This is a genomic window from Paracoccus litorisediminis (genome assembly GCF_009711205.1).
Lineage (GTDB): Bacteria > Pseudomonadota > Alphaproteobacteria > Rhodobacterales > Rhodobacteraceae > Paracoccus > Paracoccus litorisediminis.
The window spans coordinates 170,480-192,736 of record NZ_WMIG01000003.1; the positions used below are offsets into that span (position 1 = coordinate 170,480).

A 22,257-nucleotide genomic window follows, 5' to 3' on the forward strand; every position below is an offset into this window, starting at 1 on the left:
GGCATGCCCCCGTCAGCTCATCCGGAAGCCGGGGGTGGACATGGACAGGGCCGTTTCTTCTTCGTCCATGTCCTCGGGGATGTCCTGGAACAGCGGCGTCGACAGGTAGCGTTCGCCCGTGTCGGGCAGCATGGCCAGGATCGCGGTGCCCGGCGCGGCCTTCTCGGCCAGCCGCATCGCCACGGCGAATGTCGCCCCGCCCGAGATGCCGGTCAGGATCCCTTCACGCGCGGCCAGTTTTTTCGCCCAAGCCACGCCCTCGGGACCGGGAACCGGGATCAGGTCGTCATAGCCGCCGTGGTCCAGGGCCTCTTGCAGGACCAGCGGAATGAAATCCGGGGTCCAGCCCTGAATCGGATGCGGCTCGAACGCCGGGTGGCTGACGGCGGGGCCGCCATCCGGTCCGCGTTCCTGCGCGACGCCACTGCTGACCAGCGCGGCATTGGCCGGTTCGGTCAGGATGATCTTGGTTTCCGGGCGCTCGCGGCGCAGCACGCGCGACAGGCCGGTGACGGTGCCGCCGGTGCCGTAACCGGTGACCACGAAATCCAGACGGCGCCCGGCGAAATCGCCGATGATTTCACGCGCGGTGGTGCTTTCGTGGATATCGGCATTGGCCGGGGTCTCGAATTGCCGGGCCAGAAACCAGCCGTGCTTTTCGGCCAGCTCGACCGCCTTCATGTACATGCCGGTGCCCTTCTGGGTGCGCGGTGTCAGCACCACCTTGGCCCCCAGCATCCGCATCAGACGCCGCCGTTCGACCGAAAAGCTGTCGGCCATGGTCACCACCAGCGGATAGCCCTTCTGTGCGCAGACCATGGCCAGACCGATCCCGGTATTGCCGCTGGTCGCCTCGACCACGGTCTGACCGGGGGTCAGGGCACCGGAGCGTTCGGCGGCCTCGATGATGTTCAGCGCCAGCCGGTCCTTGACCGAGGCGGCCGGGTTGAAGAACTCGGCCTTGACGAAGACCTCGACGCCATCGGGCGCAAGGTTGTTGACCCGGATCACCGGGGTATCGCCCACGGTGTCGAGGATGCTGCCGAAGATGCGGCCGCGTCCGTTGGTCGTCCGTATCGTTTGCATTGCGATGCCTCTTTTCAACGAAGTCGGGGAGTGTTCGCGCCCCGCCCACACCATCGCATGATTCCGCCCCTCGCGCTTGATCCCCTCATGAAGAAATCATGCAGAGGGCGTGGATTTCGGTTAGATTTGCGCATGATCTGGTGCTGCGGCGATCTTCGTCTGGACGATCAGCGCTTCGAGCTGCTGCGAGGCGGGCAACCGGTTGCGCTTGAACCACAGGTGTTTCTGGTCCTTTGCGCGCTGATGCGGGCGGCGGGACGGCTGGTCAGCAAGGATGAACTGATCGAGGCGGTCTGGCAGGGCCGCGTGGTGTCCGACGCCAGCATCGCCAGCCGCATCCGCGCCGCCCGCGCCGCCATCGGCGATGACGGCGACAGCCAGCGCATCATTTCCACCGTTCATGGCCGGGGTTTCCGCCTGCTGCCGCCGGTCACGCAGGCCATGGACGGCACGCCCGAGCCGGTGCAGATACCGCCGCGCGGGCGGCCATCATTGGCGGTGCTGCCCTTTCGCCCCATCGCCCTGCCCCCCGGTCAGGCGCTGCTGGCCGAGGCGCTGGCCCATGAGGTGCTGCGCGCCCTGTCGCTGATGCGCTGGATGACGGTCATCGCGCGCGGGTCCTCCTTTCGTTTCGCGGGGGCGGGGCAGGATCTGAAGCGCATCGGGGAAATCCTGGCCGTGCGCTATATCCTGACCGGGACGCTGGCGGTCGAGGGCCGCTTGCTGGCCGTCTCGGTCGAGCTGGTCGAGGCAGCGACGGCCCGGCTGCTATGGACCGAGCGGCTGGCGCGGCCCTTGGACGAACTGGCCGGGCTGCAATACGCGATCGTCATGGCCGTCGCCTCGGCGCTGGAACTGCATGTGCCCCTGCACGAGGCCAAGCTGGCCGAGGGCAAGGATATCGAGCGTCTGGATGCTTGGGAAAACTACCATCTGGGCCTGCGCCAGATGTTTCGCTTTTCCGCCGAGGGCAACCAGCGCGCCGCCGGTCATTTCGCCGAGGCCGTCCGGCTGGACCCCAGTTTCGCCCGCGCCCATGCCGGCCTGTCCTTCACCAGCTTTCAGGAGGCCTTTCTGCGCTACGGTCCCGACCGCGACGCTGCCTGCGCGCGGGCGCGGGCACAGGCCGAGACCAGCTTTGATCTGGACCCGATGGACCCGTTTGCGGCCTTCACGCTGGGCCGATCATTCTGGCTGACGGATGAGATGGACAGCGCCTCGGGCTGGCTGGAACGCGCGACCGAGTTGAACCCGAATTACGCGCAGGGCTATTATTCGCGGGCGCTGACTTCGGTCCTGATGACCCAGACGCAGGCCGCCAGCGACGAGGTCGAACAGGCGCTGCGGCTTAGCCCGCTGGACCCGCTGCTTTACGGCATGTACGGGACGCGGGCACTGTCGCTGATCCAGCAGGGGGCTTACGATCAGGCCGCCGACTGGGCCGACCGGGCGGCATCCTCGCCGCATGCGCATTTCCTGATCGGCATGGTGGCGGTCTCGGCCAATCATCTGGCTGGCCGAGAAGAACGCGCGCTGCACTGGCTGCGCCACACCCGCGCCATTCGCCCCGATGCCAGCGCAGGCCTGTTCTTTGCCGCCTTTCCGCTGCGCGACACCCGGACAAGGGCGCGGCTGGAACAGGTTCTGACGGGCTATGGGTTCGGCTGACGCCCCCGCCAGCGCAGCAGCGGACGCCGCAGGCGCAGGTCGAACAGCGTGAACAGGCTGGCGGCCAGCACGCCCACGCACAGCGCCCATTTCGACAGCGGCTCCATCGTGCCTTCGATCTGCAGGGCATGGATGATGGTGGCCAGCACCGCGACCAGCGCCAGCGCGTTATGGGCCATGCGCCAGACCGGCAGGGTCAGCCCCAGACGGCGGCGCAGAAGCACCAGCAGCCCGGTGGCAAGGATCGCCCACATCGCCGTCACGCCATAGACCGAAAACGGCGTCGGCGCGACCAGCAGCAGCGCATCCAGCGTGTCATCCGGGCTGGTCAGGAACAGCCCGCCCACATGCAACGCCGTGCCCAGAACGATCCCGGCACCCAACCAGCGATGCCAGCACCGCGCCCGCGCCAGACCCGGCCCCGGCAGATAGCCCGCCGCCAGCAAGGGTTGCAGCAGCATCAGCGCCAGCGCGCCGATGCCTGCGAAGCTGGCGATGACATAGGCGGGATTGCGATAGGACAGCCAAGGGCTGGTCGCGGCCAAGGCGACCGGCAGCCCAAGCGCCAGCAGCACCGCGCCCCATGCGCAGATCGCGGCAAGGCGCGGGTTCCGCCGCATCCGTCGGCGTCAGGCCGGCGCGAGGACGAATTCGGTCTGCACCGAGCGGTCCTTGGGGCTGCCCAGAACCGGGCGCAGAAACACCGTCTGGAAGCGGCCATCATCATAGGCCAGATGGGCATGGGGCTGGCCGAAATTCGGCACGATCTGTTCCATCTCAAGGCGGAAGCTGCCATCGGCGGCGGTCAGCACGCTGCCGTGGTTGCGCGGCTCGCGCTCGCCTCCCAATGTGGTTGCGGCCCAGATCTGGATGCGCACGCCCTTGAGCGGTGCGCCGTTGCCCGCCTGCCGAACCATGCCCGACACGATGAAACCCGATCCAAGGGCGCTGACCAAAGGCGCATTGGGCCGGTAATTGTTGCTGCCGCCGCGCATCGTCCGGGTCGGCGCAAATCCATTCGCGCGCGCCGGAACCAGCAGCCCCAGCGGGGCCTGCGTCATCGCAAGCCCCGCGACCGAGGCCGCGACCAGAAACGAGCGGCGGGCATAGGTGGCTGGGATCATCTCGGCTTCTCCCTGTTTTCCGCCGGGTCGTCGCCGCCCGCACGCTATAGCCCGGAGACAGGTCGACGCGGGTGACACCCGACGGATCGCCCCGATTATGCCGCAGAAGGGCGGGATCGCGGGCGCACAAATCCGTGACCTCGGACCGGCCTAGACCGTGTCGAACAGCGGCTTGATCGCATTGTGGAAACGGACCGCGCGCCGGGCGATGCCCTCTCCGATCGTGGTGCCGTAGCGGTTCGAGAACAGGTCGCGATCCGCATTGATGATCGAGCGGGCGCGGTAGAAGTCATAGCCGCCCGAGCCCGCATATTTGCCCAAGACCCGGTTCGCCCCGCGAAAGCCGACCTTGGCCATGCCAAGAACAAGGATACGGGCGGCATGTTCGGGATGGGCGGCCAGATCGGGATCGTCCTCAAGCGGCAGCCGCAGCTGGCCGCCAAAGCTGCGGTAGTTCAGCCGCCCGGTCAGCTGGACATAGCCGCGCCCCAGATAGCGCTTGCCGTCGCCGGGACGCAGGTTGAGGCTCATCCGTTCATATTTCAACTGCTGGGCGGAAGGGCCCCATTTCTCGATCATCGAGCGGCCCAGATTGGTCTCGTGCTGGGCGGTGGCAAGGACATAGGCGATCTGGGCCGGATCGCGGATGCCATGTTCGAACAGCGCCCGCACGATCAGCGGCACGGCACGGGCGGCCTCGGGGGCCAGCCCGGCATCGACATGGGGCGCGACCGCCTGCGCGATGCGTTCGGGCAGGTCGTCATCGCTGGGCTCGGGCGGGCCATCGGGGGCCAGCAGCACCTCGCCCACGCGCAGGGCGGCGGCGCGAAGCTGGTCCAGCGCGGTCCCGTCGGGCAGGCGCAGTTCCGTCCAGCGCGAGGGATCGCCCAGTTCGCGCCGGGCAATGGCGATGGCCCCGTCGCCGCGCCGCACCACCACCGGGCGGAAACCGGCGACGCTGACCGAGGGACGCTCGATCCGGCGACCGTCGCCCGGATCGACGGCCAGCACCAGATCCAGCGCCTCGGCCAACTCGCTCAGATCCAGCACGATATTGGGATCGTCGGGGCGCAGCGGGACCGCGATCTCGCGCCCATCGACCAGCAATTCGATGTCGCGACCGGGGGCGGTGTCGGTCCGGCCCCAGCCCAGCGTGGCGATCAGCGGCTGGACCGGGGCCCAGTCCTCGCCATTGCTGGAGAAGCCGCCGCCGGGGATCACCTGCCCCAGCACGGTCAGCGGGAAGGGCTGGATTTCCGGGTCGGGCAGCGCCGCCGGCGGGGCTGTGGGCTGGGTCGGGCGCAGGGCCTCGCCGACCATCTGGCGCAGGGAATCCCCCACCGCCAGGGTGCCAAGCGAGCGGTCCCAGGGCAGCACCAGCGGGTCCCATTTTCCGGCCTGCGGGCGGTTGCAGAAGCGCTCGACCTCGCCATGGGCCAGCACGGTCTGGCGGGTGACGGGGATGCCGTAGCGGCGGCAGATCTGCGCAACCAGCCGCGCCAAGACCTGCACCTGTTCGCGGGTGATCGGGCTGGAGCCGGGAAAGAACGGCCGCTCGCGCGCATTGGCCATGCCGCACAGCGCCACCCCGACCGAGCCGGTGTTGAAGCCGCGGGTATGGGCGGCATAGCGTCCGTCCGAGGTATTGTCGTTATCCGCGATGCTGAAGCGCCCGCGCACCACCGTGCCGTCCTGTTCGACCATGAAGTGATAATGCTGGCGGTCCAGCGCCGAGGCCCTTGCCCCGCCCGCCGTCCAATGCATCACCACCCTTTGCGCCCGCGCATCGGGCAGATCGGCGGGGTTGGCGGGACCGGACAGCGGCGGCCCGGAAACCGGTGCCGCGCCACCCTGAACGGGGGCCGGGGTCACCGCGCCCTGTTGCAGCCGCGTCAGGGTCACCGCATCCACCGTGCCGGTGGGGTTCAGCCTGGCCCGGATCTGGAACGCCTTGACCGCCCGCGCCGTCTGCGGCCCGAACAGCCCGTCCACGCCTTCGCGCGGCAGCAGGTTAAGGGCGGCCAGCGCCGCCTGCACCCGCGTCACATCGGCCCCGCGCCGCATCGGCAGGCCGAAGAACCCAAGGACCGAGGGCGCGTTCATCGGCTGCATCCCTGTGCCGGGGCGGCCAGCCGCGCCGCAAGGCTGCGCGCCGCGCCGCGCTGGTCGGCGGGGGCGCTGGCGGCAGTGGCCGCAGCATTGGCGCGCGATTGCGCCTCGACCAGTTCGGCGCAGGACGGCTTGTCGCTGCCGAATTGCCGCCGCCAATCCACCGCGCTGGCCCAGTAATAGCCCGCCGCCGGGTCAGATACCGCGCCCGCGCGGGCCTGAAGCTGCCGGTTGAATCCTGCCGCCTCGGGACTGCGGGCGGTTTCCCGCTGCAAACGCAGCGCCTCAAGGCCGCGCAACTGCACCGACGCGCCGCTCAGGTCGCGGTAGCGGCTTTCGGCGCAGGCGGCGCGGCGCGCGGCCTCGGCGGTCTGGCGCGCGGCCATCGCCTGCTGGGCAAGGGCCAGACAGGCATCGGCGGTCATCTCATGGACCTGCGGGCAGCCCGGCTGGGCGATCCGGCAGGTGGGCGTGTGATCGGCGATGGCCTGTCGGTCCCCCGCCGCCGCAAGGGTCTGCAATTCAGACAGCTCGGCCACGCCCGGATCGGCGATCTGCGCCACCGGGGCGCAGCCCAGAAGGCCCGCCAGCAACAAGGAAATCAACGGATGACCACGCATACCCCTCTCTCCTATCCCGTCGGGCCGGGCGCCGGGGCGCTGGCGCGGGCCAAGGCCTGATCGAACAATTGCCGGATCTCGGGCGAGGCATCGCGGGTGGCCGAGGCCAGCAGCAGGATGCGCTCGATCTCGGCGCGGGGCTCGATCTGGGCCACCAGCCGGTCGAACAGCGCCAGCAGCGACTGGCCGTCGGGCCTGCCGGTGTCGCGCAGCGCCTCGGGCGGGGTTTCCTCGGCGACCTGCGCGCCAAGCGCCGCCATCCGCACCGCTGCCAGCCCGTCACGCAGCCGCGCCACCGCCTCCAGATAGACCTGCGCTTCGCCCGAGAATTCCGCGCCATAGCGGCTGAGGACCTCGTCCGCCTCCAGATCCAGCGCGGCGCGGCCGAATTCATTGAGCAGCCCCATATCCCCGGCATCGATGCCCAGGGCCTGCCGCGCATCGTCGCCCAGTCCGTTCATCACCTGCAGCACGGCCCCGGCATCGATCGGGTCGACCGCCATCAATTCGGGCGCGTAATCGGCCCCCAGCACGCGGATCTTCCAGCGGCGATAGGCGTCGGCGGCCTCTTGCGTGGCAATGACGACAATCGCTCCGGCCAGTCCGGCGGGGGTCACGCCCAGACCCGAAAGCGGCCCGGCCAGACGGCCAAGGCTTTTCGTCAGCGCCGCCCGCAACGGCCCGCCCACCCCCGAGCTGGCCGCCAGCCGCAGCGCCTCGGCCACGAAATCGCCGTCCTGCGTCAGCCCGTCCAGCCGCCCCAGCCCGTCCGAGATCCGCCCCAGCTCGGCCCGCAGCCCCGGCTGATCGCTTTCGGGCAGCAGATCGACGATCCGGGCAAGGAAATCGGCCCGCGCCCGCAGCGTGGCGATCGCGTCCTGCGCGCCCTCGATCTGCGCGCCGCTGGCAGGCACGGGCATCGCAGGCGCGGGCAGCCCCGCCATCCGCGCCGTCAATGAGGTCAGCACGACCTCGCGTGCTTCCGGGCTGCTTGCGTCGCGCAACTGTGCCAGCAGCGCCACCTGATCGGCAGAGCGCTCCTCGGCCAGACGGTTCAGGCGGGCGGCGGCGGCCTCTTCGGCCTCCTTGGCGGCGCGGGCGATGGCCTGATTGCGGTCCTCCTCAAAGATGCTTTCCAGCGCCGTCACCAGTTTCGACAGCACGTTATAGACCAGCTGACCGCTGAAGCCGCCGACCACGGCCAGAACCGGCCGCCCGATCGCCGTCCATTCGCCGCCATCCTTGGCAGGCAGCACCTGCGACAGCAGGATGCCCGCCATCAGTCCCAGCCCGATGCGGATGCCGTAATTCTGCCCCAGCCGCGGATCGTAGCTGCCCTTGGCGATGTAGCCATGCGCATCGAACAGGACATAGAAACACGCCCCTATTCCGGCCAGCGAGGCGAACAGCGCCAGCAGCGCCGCGATGGTCCCGCGATCCTCGGGGGCGACCGGCGCGACAGCGTTTGCAACTGACGCTACATTGTTGAAGGCGGGCAAGCCCCCAGCGACCTGCTGCATGGTCAGCCCGGAAAAGATGATCACCGCAAAGAAGACGCAAAAGAAAAACAGCGCCATCCAGATCACCTTGCGGACCGCACCGACCGGCGCGACCCAATGGCTAAGACCCAGCATGTTCGGCAGGCGCGTGCCGCCATGGGTCAGGTAGCTGGTCTGGCGTCCCGCCTCCCATAGCAGCAGTTCCAGCGTCTCGGGCAAAGCGGGGCTGACGGCCTGGGCCAAGGCGGCGTGCAGGCGCAGGATCTCGGTCAGGCGGATGTCCTCGATGCCTCCGGCCGTATCCAGCAGCGCGATGCGTCCGGACAGATCGTCGTTCAGCGCCAACCCGCGCGAGGCAAGGCTGGCGGTCATCGCTTCGCATTCCCGATAAAGCCGAGTCTTCAGATCGACCCGCGAAATTCGGGATGCGCGATCAAGTTGCATGACAGCACCGTGGGAAGGACGCGACAGGCACGATGCGGCGGCATAATTCGCGCCACCGCCTTGGATAACCATATGCGGAACTTACACCAATGCGCCAATTCCGACAAACGGAACCGCAGCACTTGTGAATTCTTCACCAAAAGGACAGGCGCGATCTGGTGTTATTCTGGGCAGAATGGAACGCGCCGATTTATCGCCATGAATTTCGTCATATTCAGAGGCTTGGATGAATATGCCTGCTGACGTCCTATTTTCAAATCGAAACCAATTTACCAAATCTGGCGGGACAATTCGCAAGAAACACCACATATGCGATTGAGTGAACGCAGCGCCCGCGACTCGCCTTATGGATTAACAGCGTCTCCGGTTCATGCTAGATTATTCAGACAGATACGGAGGCTCGAAATGAGAATCCTTGTACTTTGCCTGACCATCTTTCTTTCCGCAGGGGCAGCCACGATCCCGGCCGAAGCCGGACCCTGCGACCCTAATCTTCAACGCTGCTGATGGCAGCCGGGCCTGATCCCCAAGGTCGGGCCCGGAGGCATGATTGACGAGTATCGGAGGTTTCATGGAGGACCCATGGCCTGCGGGTGTTCCTTTATCGCTCTGGACCTATAATCAGCTTCGCGCCGAGGAACTGGTCCAGGTTCCGATGATGGGCATAAGATTTGCCCCGGGATTTCTATATACATTCGCATTCGGCTGCATTTTCATCGCGTTCTTCGCGTGGAAACGATTTTCCGTCCAGTCGGACGTGAAATCGGTGTCGCGCGCGCTTAGCGAACTCAGCCCCAGCGACATGGGCGGAAGCGGCGCGTTGATCCGGGCCTATTTCATCTATGCCGGTGCGATCCTGCTGCTTTACGTGTCCTTCACCTTTTTCGGGCGACTGATCCTGCAATCCAGCCAGATGGTGCCGGTGGTCGGCATTCAGGTCGATCTGAACAAGCTGCAATTCGACAGCATGCAATGGCCATTGATGCTGGCATTCGCCTTTGCCGGGCTGGCCGAGATGCTGCCACCGATCAAGATCACCGAAGGCTGGCTGCGCAACCGCGCCTATCGCGCCGTGGGCATTCCGGTGCGGCTGGAGCAGACCATGCGCAACCTGATCGTGACGCTGGACCGGGCCTGCCTTCCCGATCAGCCCGATCCCGGCCCGCTGGCGCAGAAGCTTGCGATCTATCGCGACCGCTGGACCGAGACCGTCGCCAATCACGCCTGGGCCACCGAAAGCGGCACCCAGCGCCGGTCCCGCCAGGACGAGGCCGTGTCGCTGCTGGCCCAGCTGGAATTGCTGGTCTATTGGGCCAAGGCCGCGCGCGGCAGTTGGCCGGGGCACGAGGTCTCGCAATCGGTCCGCCAGCAAGAGCGGAACTATGTCGATGACGCCGTCGCGCTTATGGACGACATCCACAAGCGCATGCTTGAAACCCCGCAAGAGGGCGGCGATGCCGGCTCGATCGCGCGCAAGGCCCGCTTCGGCGAATATCTGGGCGAAACCATCCGCAAGGCCGAGGCGCTGCGCTTTGATCTGGTCGGCATCCTCGCGATCTTTCTGGAACGCGATCTGGACATCCCGACCGAGGCCGTGGCCACCCGCCCCGATCCGCGCAGTCCCGCCACCCCCGCCCAGCCCGAGCGGATCGAACCGGCGCTGAACCAGCTTCTGGCCCTGACCGAGCGGCCCGATACCGCCGGGACCGGACCCGAGGCCGGGATGTTCCTTGCCCTGATCGCGGTGTTCCTGATCTATGCGGCGGCGGCGTGGCGCGGGCTGCAGGAACCGATCGGCCAGTTCATCGAGACCTCGAACATCTACGGCGTTTTCGTCACCGCGCTAGTGGAGACGCTGCGCATCGCCGCGCTGACATGGCTGCCGCTGCTGGCGGCCTTTTCGCTGCGCCAATATCTGTGGGACAATGGCGACTGGGCCAAGGCCACCAAGACGCAGCGCCGCTCGGGCTATGCGATGCAGATCTTCGGCTGCCTGTGCCTTGGGGTGACGGTCTCGATTCTAGCGCTGCTGGGGGTGGCGGCGCTGCGGGCCTTCTTTGTCGCGCCCAATGCCGCCTATTTCTTCAACCTCTATGTCGGGAATGTCGCGCCCTTCGTGATCTATTACCCGACGCAGGCGATCATCCTGCTGGTGCTGATCCCGGTCTCGATCATGTCGGCGGACCTGCGCAAAAGCCCGGCGACGCGGATGTGGTACGGCGTGCTTTGCGCCCTTGGCGTGGCGTTTCTGTCGATCCAGCACCTGAACTACTGGAACGCGTCGCTGGCGCGCGACTGCCCCGGGCTGGTGGTGATTTCCTCGCTGGATTGTGCGCGGCGCTTCGATCTGGTCGGCCATGTCGTGCTGGCCGTGCTGGCCTTTCTGGCCGCAGGGGTGCTGGGCGAGTTGCCCGAACGCACGCGCATGGCCAAGCCCCGCTGGGCCCAACCGCAGACTGCGGCCAGCGCAATCCTGCTGCTGCTGTTGCTGCTGCCCAGCCCGGCAGGCGCGCAGATGGTATCCCAGCCCGCCCCATCCCAGAAACGCATGGTCTATGTCGGATTCCGCGCCGACACCCCGCCGTTTTCCTCGGCCGTCTATGGTGCCGAGAACAAGCAGGCGCGCTCCTATAAAGGCTATCTGGCCGATATGTGCTTCGACATCTTTGCCGGAGATGCCAATTACGAAATCGTCCCAGTGCCGATCACCGCCGACAACCGTTTCCGGCTGCTGCGCAAGGGCAGCAGCCCGTCAAGCCCGACCAGTCTGGACATGCTGTGCGATGCGGTGACGATGCGTTTTTCGGATCTGGAACGGGCGCTGCCCAGTATCTTTTCGCCGGTGGTATTTGCCTCGGGCGTGTCGTTTCTGGAGCGGACCGGCAACAACCTGCATACCGAGATCGGCTATATCGGCAACAGCACCGCCCGCGACATTGCCCGCAAGGCCTGCGAAATCGACTATTTCAAGGCGCTGCTGCCATCCGAACGCAAGGCGCTTTACCAGCGCTGCCGCATGCTGTGGAGCGCCGCCGTCACGAACCATCTGATCCGACGACGGAACACGGAACCGCAATTCATCCTGTCCGCCGCCGAGGAGAAACCGACCGCGATCAAGCAAAGCCTCGTCGATCTCAAGGAGGCCGCGGACAGGCTGAACCAGATCGTCGGGGAAAGCGGGATCACCCGGCTTTTCCCCGAGACCCAGAAGCTGATGGATATCATCGTCGCCAAGCAGCCTGCCCCGCCCGCCCCCGCATTGCCTGCCCTGACCTGCGATGAAAACAACCCGACCGACGATTGCAAAGCGGTTCTGAACATTCTCGAAGACCCGTTCTGCGCGGGGAAACTGCCCCAGCAAAGCAATCTCCCGGTCGAGGACCGGCCTTGGCTGGACTACCATTTCTGCCCGCAGCAATCGCATGACGATCTGGTCGAATGGTTCTGCACCGCGCCGCCCGGCCATCGCCGCATCTATATGGGCGACCGAGAGCTGATCCTTGGCAAGCTGGCGGTCTGGACCCGCGCCAATGGCCCCTGCAACATCGAGCGGCCGCAGGGCTCGGAATACCTGTCCTACGAACCCTATGCCTTTCCGATCTCGATGAGCGATGCCGAACTGATCCAGTTCGTCCAGCGCCGGATCTATGAGATCTTCTCGCATCGGGTCGAGATGATGAGCCGGTTTCAGGCCAGCTTCGGCGGCCACAAGATGTCCCCGGCGCTGGCCTATCTGTTCCTGCTGAACGCGGTGGAAAATGAGGAAAACCTTGGACCACGCCCGCCCTCGCCTGCAGACAAACCCGAAGCAATATCCGCAACCCAATCGGGCCGGTAAGTCCCCGGCGGGGGCGCGGCAATGAAGATCACGGTGCAGGGGGAAAAGCTGCCGCCCGGCGGCTCGGACTCGGCGGCGGTGGCCGGGGTCACGGTTCGCGACAGCGTCGGGCTGACCACGGCACGGGCGGGAACCGGGCCGGTCGGGCTTGACCTTGCCCCCGGCGAGCTGCTGGAAATCGAGACCGCCGACGGCGCGCTTCTTTGGCTGCGCGAGGATGAGCTGGCCGAACAGCTTGGCCCCAGCGGCGCGATGGAGCGCGGCGTCGCCGGGGCCGAGGACAGCCTGTATCTGCGCGGTCTGGTCCTGCCCGCATCAGCCGATGGCGACGGCCCGGCGCGGGGTCTGCTGGACTGGCCGCTGAAGCGCCTGTCGGTGCTGAAGGTCGATGGCGACCTCAAGGCCGTCGCGCGCGACTTCGAGGGCCCCGAGGCAAGGATGGGCCTGCGCCGCTGGGGCATGGATGGCGCGCTGACCCCGATCACCTTGCAGGAAATCACCGCCGGGCGTCCGTGGCTGCTGTTCCTGCATGGCACGGCATCGACGACCCAGCGCTCATTCGGGCGGCTGATGCAGGACCGCCCCGAGATATGGGCCCAGCTTCACGCGATGTATCCCGGCCGGATCATCGCCTATGAACATCGCACCCTGTCGCTGGACCCGGTGCAGAACGCGCAGGACCTGCTGGACCTGCTGCCCGAGCGGGCGCAGCTGCATCTGGTCAGCCACAGCCGCGGCGGCCTTGTCGGGGAACTGATCGCGCTGTCGCAACTGGCCGAGCGGCAGGGCGGCTCGGTCCTTGACCGCGACGATCTGGCGATCTTTGCCCCCGCCGATCAGCCCCGGATCGAGGCGCTCGGCCAAGCGCTGGCCCAGAAGGATCTGTCGATCGCCCGCTTTGTCAGGGTGGCCTGCCCGGCGCGCGGCACCAGCCTTGCCGGGGGGCGGCTGGACCGCTGGCTGAACCTGCTGTTCAACGCCGCCCGCTTCGGGGCGGTGGCAGCGGGCGACGAGGCCCGCGACCTGGTCGACGGGCTGCACCGGCTGGCGCTGGCGGCCTCGGCCAATCGCGACAACCCCGAGGCGCTGCCGGGTATCGCCGCGATGGCACCCGAATATTCGCCGCTGCTGTCGGTGCTGAACCGCCCGCGCAAGCTGCGCGCCAGCGACGGGCTGGTGGTGATCGCGGGCGATATCGAGCCCTCGGGCGTGGCGCAGCGGCTGGGGATCTGGTTCGCGGATGCGTTTTTCGGCAGCGACCACGATCTGGTGGTCAATACCGGTTCGATGACCGGCGGCGTCAACGATCCTGCGATGACGCGCGGCGCGGCGCTGGTCATGGACCGGGGCCAGAATGTCAGTCATTTCCGCTATTTCACCAATGGCCTGACGGCGGGGCGGCTGCTGGCGGGGCTGCGCGATCCGGCCAGCGCCGGGCAATGGCAAAGCCCGGAACTGCGTCTGCGCAGCGCCGAGGAACCGGTGATCCAGCGCTCTCGGGCGGCCCAGCCCGCCGGTGAGACCGCCAATGACGGCGTCGTCGCCATGCCCGGTCCCGCCGTCCAGCGCGGGCGCGGCGCGCCGCTGGCGGTGATCCTGCCCGGCATTTCCGGCAGTCATCTGGGCACGCAGGACCGCCTGATCTGGTGCAATCCGCTGGGCATCTGCACCGGCGGCATCGGTGAGCTGGCGATGGGCAAGCCCATCCGCCCCTATGGCGTGATTGAGACCTATTACGGGGGCCTGCGCGACTATCTGGGCACGACGCACCAGACCCTGACGCTGGCCTATGACTGGCGGCTGCCGATCCAGACCACTGGGGCCGCGGTCGCACGCCTGCTGCTGGACCGGCTGGCCGAGGATGAAAGCCGCCCGATCCATATCGTCGGCCATTCCATGGGCGGGTTGCTGGCGCGCGTGGCGCTGACCAATGCGCGCCTGATGCAGGGTTTCCTTGCCCGGCCCGGCTCAAGGTTCCTGATGCTGGGGACGCCGAATGGCGGATCACTGGCGATGGCGCTGGCGCTGCTGGGGCATGGCACCACCGTCCGGGCGCTGGCCGCGCTGAGCCTGTCGCAAGACCGGTCCCAGATCGCCGCCATCCTGCGGGCCTGGCCGGGCGCGGTGCAGTTGCTGCCGCCGAACCTGCTGGAGCCCTCGGAATGGGCGGCGCTGGCCGGGGATCAGCCGCTGGATTCGGCGGCGCTGACGCAGGCGCGCGAGTTCTGGCGGCTGATGGCCGACCGGGCCGGGCTGCCCGCCGGGCGTTGCCTGTATCTGGCCGGGATGGGATCGACCTGCGACCAGCTTTTCGCGGCGGGACAAAGGCCGGACGGGCCGGACCTGCGCATGACCAGCACGCCGCGCGGCGATGGCACGGTACTTTACAGCACCGGTATCCCCACCGATGTCCCGGTCTGGTTCGCCCCTGCCGCGCATGGCGATCTGCCCAAGGACCGCCGCCTGCACCCCGCCATCGCCGAATTGCTGCTGGAGGGGCGGACCGACCGGCTGGCCCGCCAGCCCGCGACCCGCGATGCGGCGGGAGAGCCGACCGATGCCGCCGCCCCCACGCGCAAGGCCACCGCCCCCGAGACGCTGGCGATGATCCCCTCGCCCCCGGAGCTGCTGGCCATGGTCATGGGCGGCCGCCCCCCTGCCGCCATCGAGGAAGACCGCCCCAGCGCCGTGGTCGTGCGCATGGTCCATGGCGACCTGCGCCATGCCCGCCACCCGATCCTTGTCGGGCATACGCTGGGCGACGGCATCAACGGCGCCGAAAGGACGCTGGACGGGCGGCTGAACGAACGCCTGACCCGGCGCAACCGGCTGGGTCTGCATCCCGGCCTGATCGGCAACAATGACGTGCATCTGCGCTTCATGCCGGGCGGGCCGGTGGCGGGGGCGGATGTGGTCGGGGCCTTTACCGGCGGGATCGTCGTCGGTCTGGGCGTCGCCTCGGGGCTGACCACCGGCGGGCTGACCAGCACCATCCGCAACGGGCTTCTGGCCTATGCCGATGCCGTGGACGACCGCCGCCGCCGCGAGGAAGCCGCCCGCCTTGAGTCCCCGGACGCGACCCCGCCCGACACGCCCAGCCAGACCGCGCTGGCCGCGCCGTTGGGGGTCTCGGCGGTGCTGGTGGGCAGCGGCAACGGCGTCGTCTCGGTCGCGGACAGCGTCTGGGCGCTGCTCAACGCGGTCGAACAGGCCAACCGGCTGCTGGACCCCAGCCTGCAACTGCGCGAGGTCGAGGTCATCGAGGCGGTCGAGCAGGTCGCCGTCACCGCATGGCACGCCGTCCGGAACCGGGTCGACCGCATGCAGGGCACCTTCCAGTTGGCCGGGCGGCTTGAGGAACGCGAGGGCCGCTATCGCCGCACCGGCCCCGAGGCCAATCCCGACAGCTGGATGGAAATCACCATCACCGCCCCCGACCCGTCCGGCCAGCCCGGCGCGCCGCCCTCGGCCATTGGGCCGCTGCATTACCTGCTGGTCGATGGCCGCGCCCGCGTCGAGGCCGAGACCGTCGCCACCAACCGCCGTCTGGTGCGCCATTTCGCCGCCCAGATCCCCAGCCAGCCGGGCAGCGGCGACGCCAGCGGCATGTCGGCGGGGCGCACCCTGTTCGAACTGCTGTGGCCGGCGCGGCTGAAACAGCACAGCCTTGAGGATCGCAACCTGCGGCTGGTGCTGGACCGCCAAAGCGCCGCCATCCCATGGGAGATGCTGGACGACCGCCGCGCGGACGAGGACGGGCTGGTATCGGGGCTGCTGCGCCCGCCCTCGGTCCGTTACGGGGTGCTGCGGCAGCTGGTCTCGCAGATGGGTCGCCCCGCGCCGCCGCGCCGGCATGGCCAGCGCCGCGCGCTGGTCATCGGCGATCCGCGCGGCGGCGGCAGCCCGCTGCCCATGCTGCCCGGTGCGCGGCGCGAGGCCGAGACCGTCGCCTCGCAGCTGGAGGCCAATGGCTATACCGTCCAGCGCCTGATCGGCGAGGCCGCCCAGCCGCAAGACGTGGTCGCGGCGCTGTTCTCGCGCAGCTGGAGCGTGATCCATGTCGCCGGGCACGGCGTCGTCGATTGGCAGCCCCGGACCGATGAGCCGCCGATGACCGGCATCGTGCTGGGCGCGCCGCCGCTGGACGTGCTGGAGGCCCCGCTGCTGGCACAACTGCCCGAGCCGCCCGACCTGTTCTTTCTCAACTGCTGCCATCTGGGCGCAATATCGGAGGCCGACCAGATCTCGGCCGCGCTCAGCCGCGACCGGCCCGGCTTTGCGTCCAGCCTTGCGGTGGGGCTGATCGAGCGTGGCTGCCCGGCGGTCATCGCCTGCGGCTGGCAGGTCGATGACAGCGCCGCCCTGCGCTTTGCCGCGACCTTCTACAGCCTGATCGGCGCGGGGGCGGATCTGGGCGCGGCGCTGAAGGACGCGCGGCAGGCCACCTTCCAGTCCAGCATCGATGCCGGTGGCCGCGACAATACCTGGGGGGCCTATCAATGCTACGGCCATCCCGGCTTCACCCTGACCGACGACCGCCGCGACCCCGACAAGCGCAAGCCCGACCCGGCCTCGGCCAATGAGGCCTTGGCGCTGTTGCAAGCCGAAACCGCCCGCAGCACGCCGATGCTGGACCGGGTGGACGATATCGCCGCCCGGATCCGCGAATATGGCTGGCAGGGCCGCTCGGACCTGATCAGCGCGCTTGGCGATGCCTATGCCGCCAGCGGGCGTCTGGACCTTGCCATCGACAGCTATCGTCAGGCCGCCACGGCCGAGACCCCCTCGATGCCGGTCAGCGCCTTGCAGGAATCGCTGTGGCTGCCCTTGCGGCTGGGCGAGGACGGTCCCGATCTGGGTCCGGCCATCGCCGTGCTTGAGGCGCTCAACCGCAGCAGCGGGGCCAGCCTGCGCCGCCTGATCCTGCTTGCCGACCTGCATCAGCGGCAGGCCAGCCTTGCCACCGCCGCGCCCGAACGCAGAAAGGCGCTGGAGGCGATGCTAATGGTGCTGGATCAGGCCATCGCGCAGGACGCTGGGCGCGACGATGCGGCGCTGGACCAGTTGCGGCTGCGCGCCCTGCTGGGCCGCCTGCTGCTGGCCCGAGCGCCCAATGCCGAACTGTCCGAGGCCGCCATGCGTCAGGCCATGGCCGCAGCATCGCATCCGCTATGGCCGCTGATCCGCGCCCTGTCCGAGGCCGATCCCGCCCTGCTGCCCGGCCCGGCGCAGGTCGCGGGGCTTGATCCCGTCGCCCGGCGCGACCTGCTGGGGGCCATGCGGCTGGCCCATGCCACCTTGCGGGCGAATGCACCGCTGGCCCAGCCGCTGAAAACCTTGCTGGAAACGATGCGCGGGGTGGGGCCATGACACCGCAGGGTTGACTCAAATCCCGGATGTCATATCCTGATTGCGTATCAGGACGATCCACATTTCCGCCCATCGCGCCCGGCCCTTATCGGCCCCGCCCGATCCGGGTCATGGCGGGCGTCTTTGCCCGTCGCTTCTAGGACTTTCCTGCCGCAAGGGCCGCTTTGGCCCCCAGGCCATGCATGTCTGCCCCGGCCACGCGGCCGGACCGGAAGGCCGGACCACCCAAGTTCTTACATCGTCGCAGCCAGCGCGGGCGGGACGGGGCATTCGGCCTCGGCCCCGGCTTCTGTCCCCCGCGATCCGTTGCCGACAGCAGCAAGGATCATGGATCATGACCACCCCCCTGACTCCGGGCGTCTATGTCCGCGAGGCCCCCGGCGGATCGCGTGCCATCGAGGCCGTGCCCACCGCCGTCACGATCTTTGTCGGCGAAACCGAGCGTGGCCCGGCGACGCCCACCGCGATCTCGTCCGAGATCCAGTTCCAGCGCATCTTCGGCGGCTATTTCCGCAATGACGGCGCAAACGGGACGGCGCGGCTGTTCATGCCCTATGCGGTGCGGGGATTCTTCGAAAACGGCGGCCCGCGCGCCTATGTGCTGCGGCTGGTGCCCGGAGTGGGCAATGCCGCCGCGACCGTGGCGCAGCTGGCGCTGGACGCCGAACGCGCGATCAACCTGACCGCCGCCGGGGGGGCAAGGGCGCGGATCGTGCAGGCCCGCGCGCCCGCCGCCAATGAACAGATCCGCATCATCATCGCCAATGCGACCGATGCCGATCCGCAGCATTTCAACCTGACGGTGCGCGTTTCCACCGACAATGGCGCGACCTTTGCCGACCGCGCCGCCAATCCGACCTTCACCAACCTGACCACGGTGGCCGGGGATGCCAACAACGTCCTGACCCGGCTGGCGGCGGACCCGGACATCCGCTGGGCCGGACCCGCGATCCGCCCGACCAATATCGCCGCCGGTCCCGCCGGCACCTTGCTGCCGCCCGCAGGCGCGGCAGGGGGCTCGTCCCTGCGGGCGCGCGGGCCGGGGATCTGGGGCAATGGCTTGCGCGCGGCGCTGACCGACAGCACCGATGGCGACCCGGCGCGCTTCAACCTGACCGTCTATTACCGCCCCGTGGGCGAGACGAACTTCACCGAGGTCGAGCGTTTCGAGGGCCTGTCCCCCGACCCCGCCGATGAGAAATACCTGATCGACCAGATTGCCCGCTCGGCCTATCTGGCCTGGGGCAATGTCGATCCGCCGCTGGCCTTCCGCCCGCGCAATCTGGGCCTGACCACCGGCACCACGCCGGGGGTGGAACTGGCGGGCGCGACCGGCGGCAATGCCGCATTCGGTGCCGCCAATTACCCCGCCGCGCTGTCGCGTCTGGACGGAATCGACGATGCGGCGCTGATCGTCTGCGCCTCGGACGGGTTGCTGAACGCGGCATCCGACGCCGAATATAACGGGCTGGTCAACGCGGTCTTGACCTATGTCGAGGCCCGGCCCCAGCGCGATCTGTTCCTTGTCGCCGACGCGCCACGCTCGAATGCCAGCGCCGACCCGGTCGGCACGGCGGTCGATCACGCAAGGAACGGCATCACCGGCTCGGATTTCCGGGCGCTTTACTGGCCGCGCATCGTGGTGCCCGACCCGGCGGGACTGGGCCGCAACCCGGTCCGCGCCATCCCCTCGGCGGGCCATGTCGCCGGGCTTTACGGGCGCACCGACGGGCGGCGCGGGGTCTGGAAGGTCGCGGCCGGGATCGAGGCCGCCATTTCCGGGACCGTGGGGCTGGATATTCAGGTGCTGGACCGCGATCAGGACCGGATGAACCCGCATGGGCTGAACGCGCTGCGCACCGTGCCGGGCGCGGGCCGCGTGGTCTGGGGCGGGCGCACCGGGCGGCCATCGACCGAATGGCGCTACATCAACGTGCGCCGCACCGCGATGTTCTTGCGCAAGTCGATCTTCAACGGCATCCAATGGGCCGTGTTCGAGGGCAATGACGAAAGGCTGTGGGCGGCGCTGCGGGCCTCGATCGGGGCCTTCATGGAGGCGCAGTTCCGCAACGGCGCCTTTGCCGGCGAAACCTCGCGCGAGGCCTATTTCGTCAAATGCGACGCCGACACCACCACGCCCGACGATCAGGCGGCGGGGGTCGTGAACGTGCAGGTGGGCTTTGCGCCCCTGCGCCCGGCGGAATTCGTCATCGTCACCCTCAGCCAGATCACCCGCCGATAGGAGGCAAGCATGCCGACCTTCAACGTCAACGCGCATCGCATCGACCCCTACAAGAACTTCCGCTTCCGGGTCAGTTGGGACGGGCGCATCGTCGCGGCACTCTCCAAGATGTCGGCGGTCAAGAAGGCGACCGAAGCCATCGAATGGCGCGCCGCCGCCGATGCCGGGATCGTGCGCAAGATGCCCGGCCGCACCAAGTTCGAGCCGGTCACCTTCGAGGCCGGTCTGACGCATGACCGCCAGTTCCTTGAATGGGCCAATCAGGTCAACAACCCGCAGGGCGAGGCCGCCAACAGCCTGCTGAACTACCGCAAATCGGTCCGGGTCGAGGTGCTGAACATGCAGGGCACCCCGGTCATGGCCTTCAACCTGATCCGCGCCTGGGCCAGCGAGTTTCAGGCCCTGCCGGAATTGGACGCCAATGCCAATGCCGTGGCGATCCAGACGCTGAAAGTCGAATACGAGACCTTCGCGCTGGACGAATCCGTCGTCGAGCCGGCCGAAAGCTAGGGCGCGGGGCCCTGCCATGCGCAGCCTTTGCGGACAGGACGAGATCGCCTTTCACGCCCCCGCGCCGGGGATGGGTCCGCATGGGCGGCTGGCCCGGCTGGCGGCGGATCTGGACCATGGGCCGCCGGATCTGGCGGCGCTGGACCTTGCGGCATGGGAGGCGCTGCTACTGGATCTGCGCGCCGCGCTGATCGGCCCGCGCATCGACGCCGAGGCCCGTTGCGAGGCCTGCGGCACCGGCAATGCGCTGATCTTTCCGGCCGCCGATCTGCCGCGCGCGCCCGGTGATCCGCCCGTGCTGGATGGCCGCGCCCTGTCCCTGACCCTTGGCGACCTGCTGGCGCATGAGGCGCGCGGGCTGACGGGCGAGGCCGCCCTGACCGCGCTTCTGGCCGCTGCAATGGGCCTGACGCCCGATGCCGCCGCCCAGCGGCTGGCGCGGCCCGACCGCGGCAGGGTGGTGGCGGCGCTGGAAAGCGCGGCCTCGGGGCTGGGTCTGGAGATTGCCAGCACCTGCACCGCCTGCGGCGCGGCGCTGGTGCTGCCCTTGGATGTCGCGACCTATCTGGACGCCGAGCTGCAATCCCGCGCCGCGCGCCTGCTGGACGAGGTGCATCTGATCGCCCTCACCTATCATTGGTCGCAGGCCGAGATCCTGTCCCTGCCACTGGCCCGCCGTCAGGACTACCTGCGCCGGATCATGGCCAGCCGCACGCTGGGCGATGTGGCGACCGGCTGGCCCGGCATCGGAGGCATGTGATGCTGGGACCGCGTCTTTCGGCCCTGCTGGGGCCAGCACCTGCCGCGCCGATCGGCCTGCGCCCGGCCAGCGCCGCACCTGTCGCCGCCGTGACCGCCGCCGGGGCTGCCGCAGATCCGGTCGAAAGCGCGCCGCCGTCCGAAACCACCCCAAGCGCCGCCCCTGACAGCGCGCCACGGCCCGCGCCCGATCCGGCCCCGAAACGCGCCCCCGCGCCGCCGCGTCCTGCGCCGCCACCCCCGCCCGAGCCCGACTACCAGCCGCCGCCGGTCGAAAAGCCAGTGCCAAGGCCGCCGCAGCGCCGCGAGACCTCTCGCCGCCTTGCCCCGGACCCAAGGCCGACGCCCCCGCCATCGGTCGACAGCACCCCGCCCGCCCGACCCAAGGCCCCGCCCGTGGCCCCCGCTCCGGTCGAAGCCGCGCCGCCCATCGCGCCGCAGACTGTCGCGCTGCCGCCCGTGACCGCCAAGGCCTCTGTCGCGCCCAAGCCGCCCGCCGACCCCAAACCGCCAGCGCCGCCGGCTGCACCCACCGCCACCCGGCCCCGGCCCGCATTCGGCCTGCCCGACGATCCCGCCCGGCTTCAGGCCACCGCCGCGCGGCTGGGGCTGCAGGCGCCGGAACCCCAACCACCCCCGCCGCAAGCCCGGACCAAGCACGAACCCGCAGTGCCCGCGCCGCCGCCTTCGCAGCCTCAGGCGCGCGCGACCCCTGTTGAGCCACCCGCACCCCCGGCCCTGCGCCCCGCTGCGCCGCCCGTTCCCCCCGCGCCGCCCATGCTGCGTCCCGCCCCCGCGCCCGGCCCGGCGCTGCCTGCGCAGCCGCCCCCCGCCCAGCCCCGGCTGCGGGTCAGCATCGGCGCGCTGACCATCGTCACCCGGCCTGAACCCAGCCAACCGGGTGCGCAGACAGCGCCCTCGCGGCTTGGCCCGGTGATGCGGCGCGGACCCCGCACCCATTCCATCCCTCGCCCGGACGGAGGCTAGG

Annotated in this window: 13 protein-coding genes; 7 read left to right on the forward strand and 6 right to left on the reverse strand. The window is 68.9% G+C overall.

Annotated elements, in window-relative coordinates; genetic code table 11:
• Positions 1-12: 12 nt before the first annotated feature.
• Positions 13-1,092 carry a PLP-dependent cysteine synthase family protein gene (locus GL300_RS09525; RefSeq protein ID WP_343042976.1) on the reverse strand — a complete coding sequence of 360 codons (1,080 nt, stop codon included), beginning with the start codon at positions 1,090-1,092 and terminating at the stop codon, positions 13-15.
• Positions 1,093-1,218: 126 nt separating this feature from the next.
• On the opposite strand from GL300_RS09525, the gene GL300_RS09530 reads away from it, so the two are divergent.
• Positions 1,219-2,754, forward strand: coding sequence for a winged helix-turn-helix domain-containing tetratricopeptide repeat protein (locus GL300_RS09530; RefSeq protein ID WP_170297644.1), 1,536 nt, complete (start codon positions 1,219-1,221; stop codon positions 2,752-2,754).
• Here the strand turns inward: GL300_RS09530 and GL300_RS09535 are convergent.
• The 5 genes from GL300_RS09535 to GL300_RS09555 all read right to left on the reverse strand — a co-directional run bounded on the left by GL300_RS09535 (position 2,739) and on the right by GL300_RS09555 (position 8,478).
• On the reverse strand, positions 2,739-3,374 hold the full coding sequence (locus GL300_RS09535; RefSeq protein WP_155039393.1) for a ferric reductase-like transmembrane domain-containing protein: 636 nt from the start codon (positions 3,372-3,374) through the stop codon (positions 2,739-2,741). The genes GL300_RS09530 and GL300_RS09535 overlap by 16 nt on opposite strands.
• 9 nt (positions 3,375-3,383) lie before the next feature.
• On the reverse strand, positions 3,384-3,878 hold the full coding sequence (locus GL300_RS09540; RefSeq protein WP_155039394.1) for a peptidase associated/transthyretin-like domain-containing protein: 495 nt from the start codon (positions 3,876-3,878) through the stop codon (positions 3,384-3,386).
• 150 nt (positions 3,879-4,028) lie between these two features.
• Complete coding sequence (locus tag GL300_RS09545) at positions 4,029-5,981, reverse strand: N-acetylmuramoyl-L-alanine amidase (protein WP_211595010.1); 1,953 nt, start codon at positions 5,979-5,981, stop codon at positions 4,029-4,031.
• On the reverse strand, positions 5,978-6,607 hold the full coding sequence (locus GL300_RS09550; RefSeq protein WP_155039396.1) for a hypothetical protein: 630 nt from the start codon (positions 6,605-6,607) through the stop codon (positions 5,978-5,980). Before GL300_RS09550 ends, GL300_RS09545 begins: the two co-directional genes overlap by 4 nt.
• Before the next feature lie 11 nt (positions 6,608-6,618).
• Positions 6,619-8,478 (reverse strand): hypothetical protein, encoded by a 1,860-nt coding sequence (locus tag GL300_RS09555; RefSeq protein WP_155039397.1) that lies wholly within the window; start codon positions 8,476-8,478, stop codon positions 6,619-6,621.
• A 643-nt stretch (positions 8,479-9,121) separates the two neighbouring features.
• On the opposite strand from GL300_RS09555, the gene GL300_RS09560 reads away from it, so the two are divergent.
• From GL300_RS09560 to GL300_RS09585, 6 genes are all read left to right on the forward strand, one after another.
• Positions 9,122-12,388 carry a type 2 periplasmic-binding domain-containing protein gene (locus tag GL300_RS09560; protein WP_155039398.1) on the forward strand — a complete coding sequence of 1,089 codons (3,267 nt, stop codon included), beginning with the start codon at positions 9,122-9,124 and terminating at the stop codon, positions 12,386-12,388.
• A 21-nt stretch (positions 12,389-12,409) separates the two neighbouring features.
• Positions 12,410-17,758, forward strand: coding sequence for a CHAT domain-containing protein (locus GL300_RS09565; RefSeq protein WP_155039399.1), 5,349 nt, complete (start codon positions 12,410-12,412; stop codon positions 17,756-17,758).
• A 334-nt stretch (positions 17,759-18,092) separates the two neighbouring features.
• A complete protein-coding gene (locus tag GL300_RS09570) occupies positions 18,093-20,000 on the forward strand; it encodes a phage tail sheath family protein (protein WP_170297645.1) in 1,908 nt (635 codons plus the stop codon).
• Positions 20,001-20,009: 9 nt separating this feature from the next.
• Positions 20,010-20,510, forward strand: a complete 501-nt coding sequence (locus GL300_RS09575; RefSeq protein ID WP_155039401.1) for a phage tail protein — start codon at positions 20,010-20,012, stop codon at positions 20,508-20,510.
• Between the two features lie 16 nt (positions 20,511-20,526).
• Complete coding sequence (locus GL300_RS09580) at positions 20,527-21,270, forward strand: hypothetical protein (RefSeq protein ID WP_155039402.1); 744 nt, start codon at positions 20,527-20,529, stop codon at positions 21,268-21,270.
• Positions 21,270-22,256, forward strand: coding sequence for a hypothetical protein (locus GL300_RS09585; RefSeq protein WP_155039403.1), 987 nt, complete (start codon positions 21,270-21,272; stop codon positions 22,254-22,256). The genes GL300_RS09580 and GL300_RS09585 overlap by 1 nt, the downstream gene beginning before the upstream one ends.
• Position 22,257 lies beyond the last annotated feature (1 nt).

What these genes read in the sequence shown, in the direction of transcription:
- GL300_RS09530 (WP_170297644.1), top strand. Translation starts at nt 1,219, where the DNA reads ATGATCTGGTGCTGCGGCGATCTTCGTCTGGACGATCAGCGCTTCGAG.
- GL300_RS09535 (WP_155039393.1), bottom strand. Translation starts at nt 3,374, where the DNA reads ATGCGGCGGAACCCGCGCCTTGCCGCGATCTGCGCATGGGGCGCGGTG.
- GL300_RS09540 (WP_155039394.1), bottom strand. Translation starts at nt 3,878, where the DNA reads ATGATCCCAGCCACCTATGCCCGCCGCTCGTTTCTGGTCGCGGCCTCG.
- GL300_RS09545 (WP_211595010.1), bottom strand. Translation starts at nt 5,981, where the DNA reads ATGAACGCGCCCTCGGTCCTTGGGTTCTTCGGCCTGCCGATGCGGCGC.
- GL300_RS09550 (WP_155039396.1), bottom strand. Translation starts at nt 6,607, where the DNA reads ATGCGTGGTCATCCGTTGATTTCCTTGTTGCTGGCGGGCCTTCTGGGC.
- GL300_RS09555 (WP_155039397.1), bottom strand. Translation starts at nt 8,478, where the DNA reads ATGACCGCCAGCCTTGCCTCGCGCGGGTTGGCGCTGAACGACGATCTG.
- GL300_RS09560 (WP_155039398.1), top strand. Translation starts at nt 9,122, where the DNA reads ATGGAGGACCCATGGCCTGCGGGTGTTCCTTTATCGCTCTGGACCTAT.
- GL300_RS09565 (WP_155039399.1), top strand. Translation starts at nt 12,410, where the DNA reads ATGAAGATCACGGTGCAGGGGGAAAAGCTGCCGCCCGGCGGCTCGGAC.
- GL300_RS09570 (WP_170297645.1), top strand. Translation starts at nt 18,093, where the DNA reads ATGACCACCCCCCTGACTCCGGGCGTCTATGTCCGCGAGGCCCCCGGC.
- GL300_RS09575 (WP_155039401.1), top strand. Translation starts at nt 20,010, where the DNA reads ATGCCGACCTTCAACGTCAACGCGCATCGCATCGACCCCTACAAGAAC.
- GL300_RS09580 (WP_155039402.1), top strand. Translation starts at nt 20,527, where the DNA reads ATGCGCAGCCTTTGCGGACAGGACGAGATCGCCTTTCACGCCCCCGCG.
- GL300_RS09585 (WP_155039403.1), top strand. Translation starts at nt 21,270, where the DNA reads ATGCTGGGACCGCGTCTTTCGGCCCTGCTGGGGCCAGCACCTGCCGCG.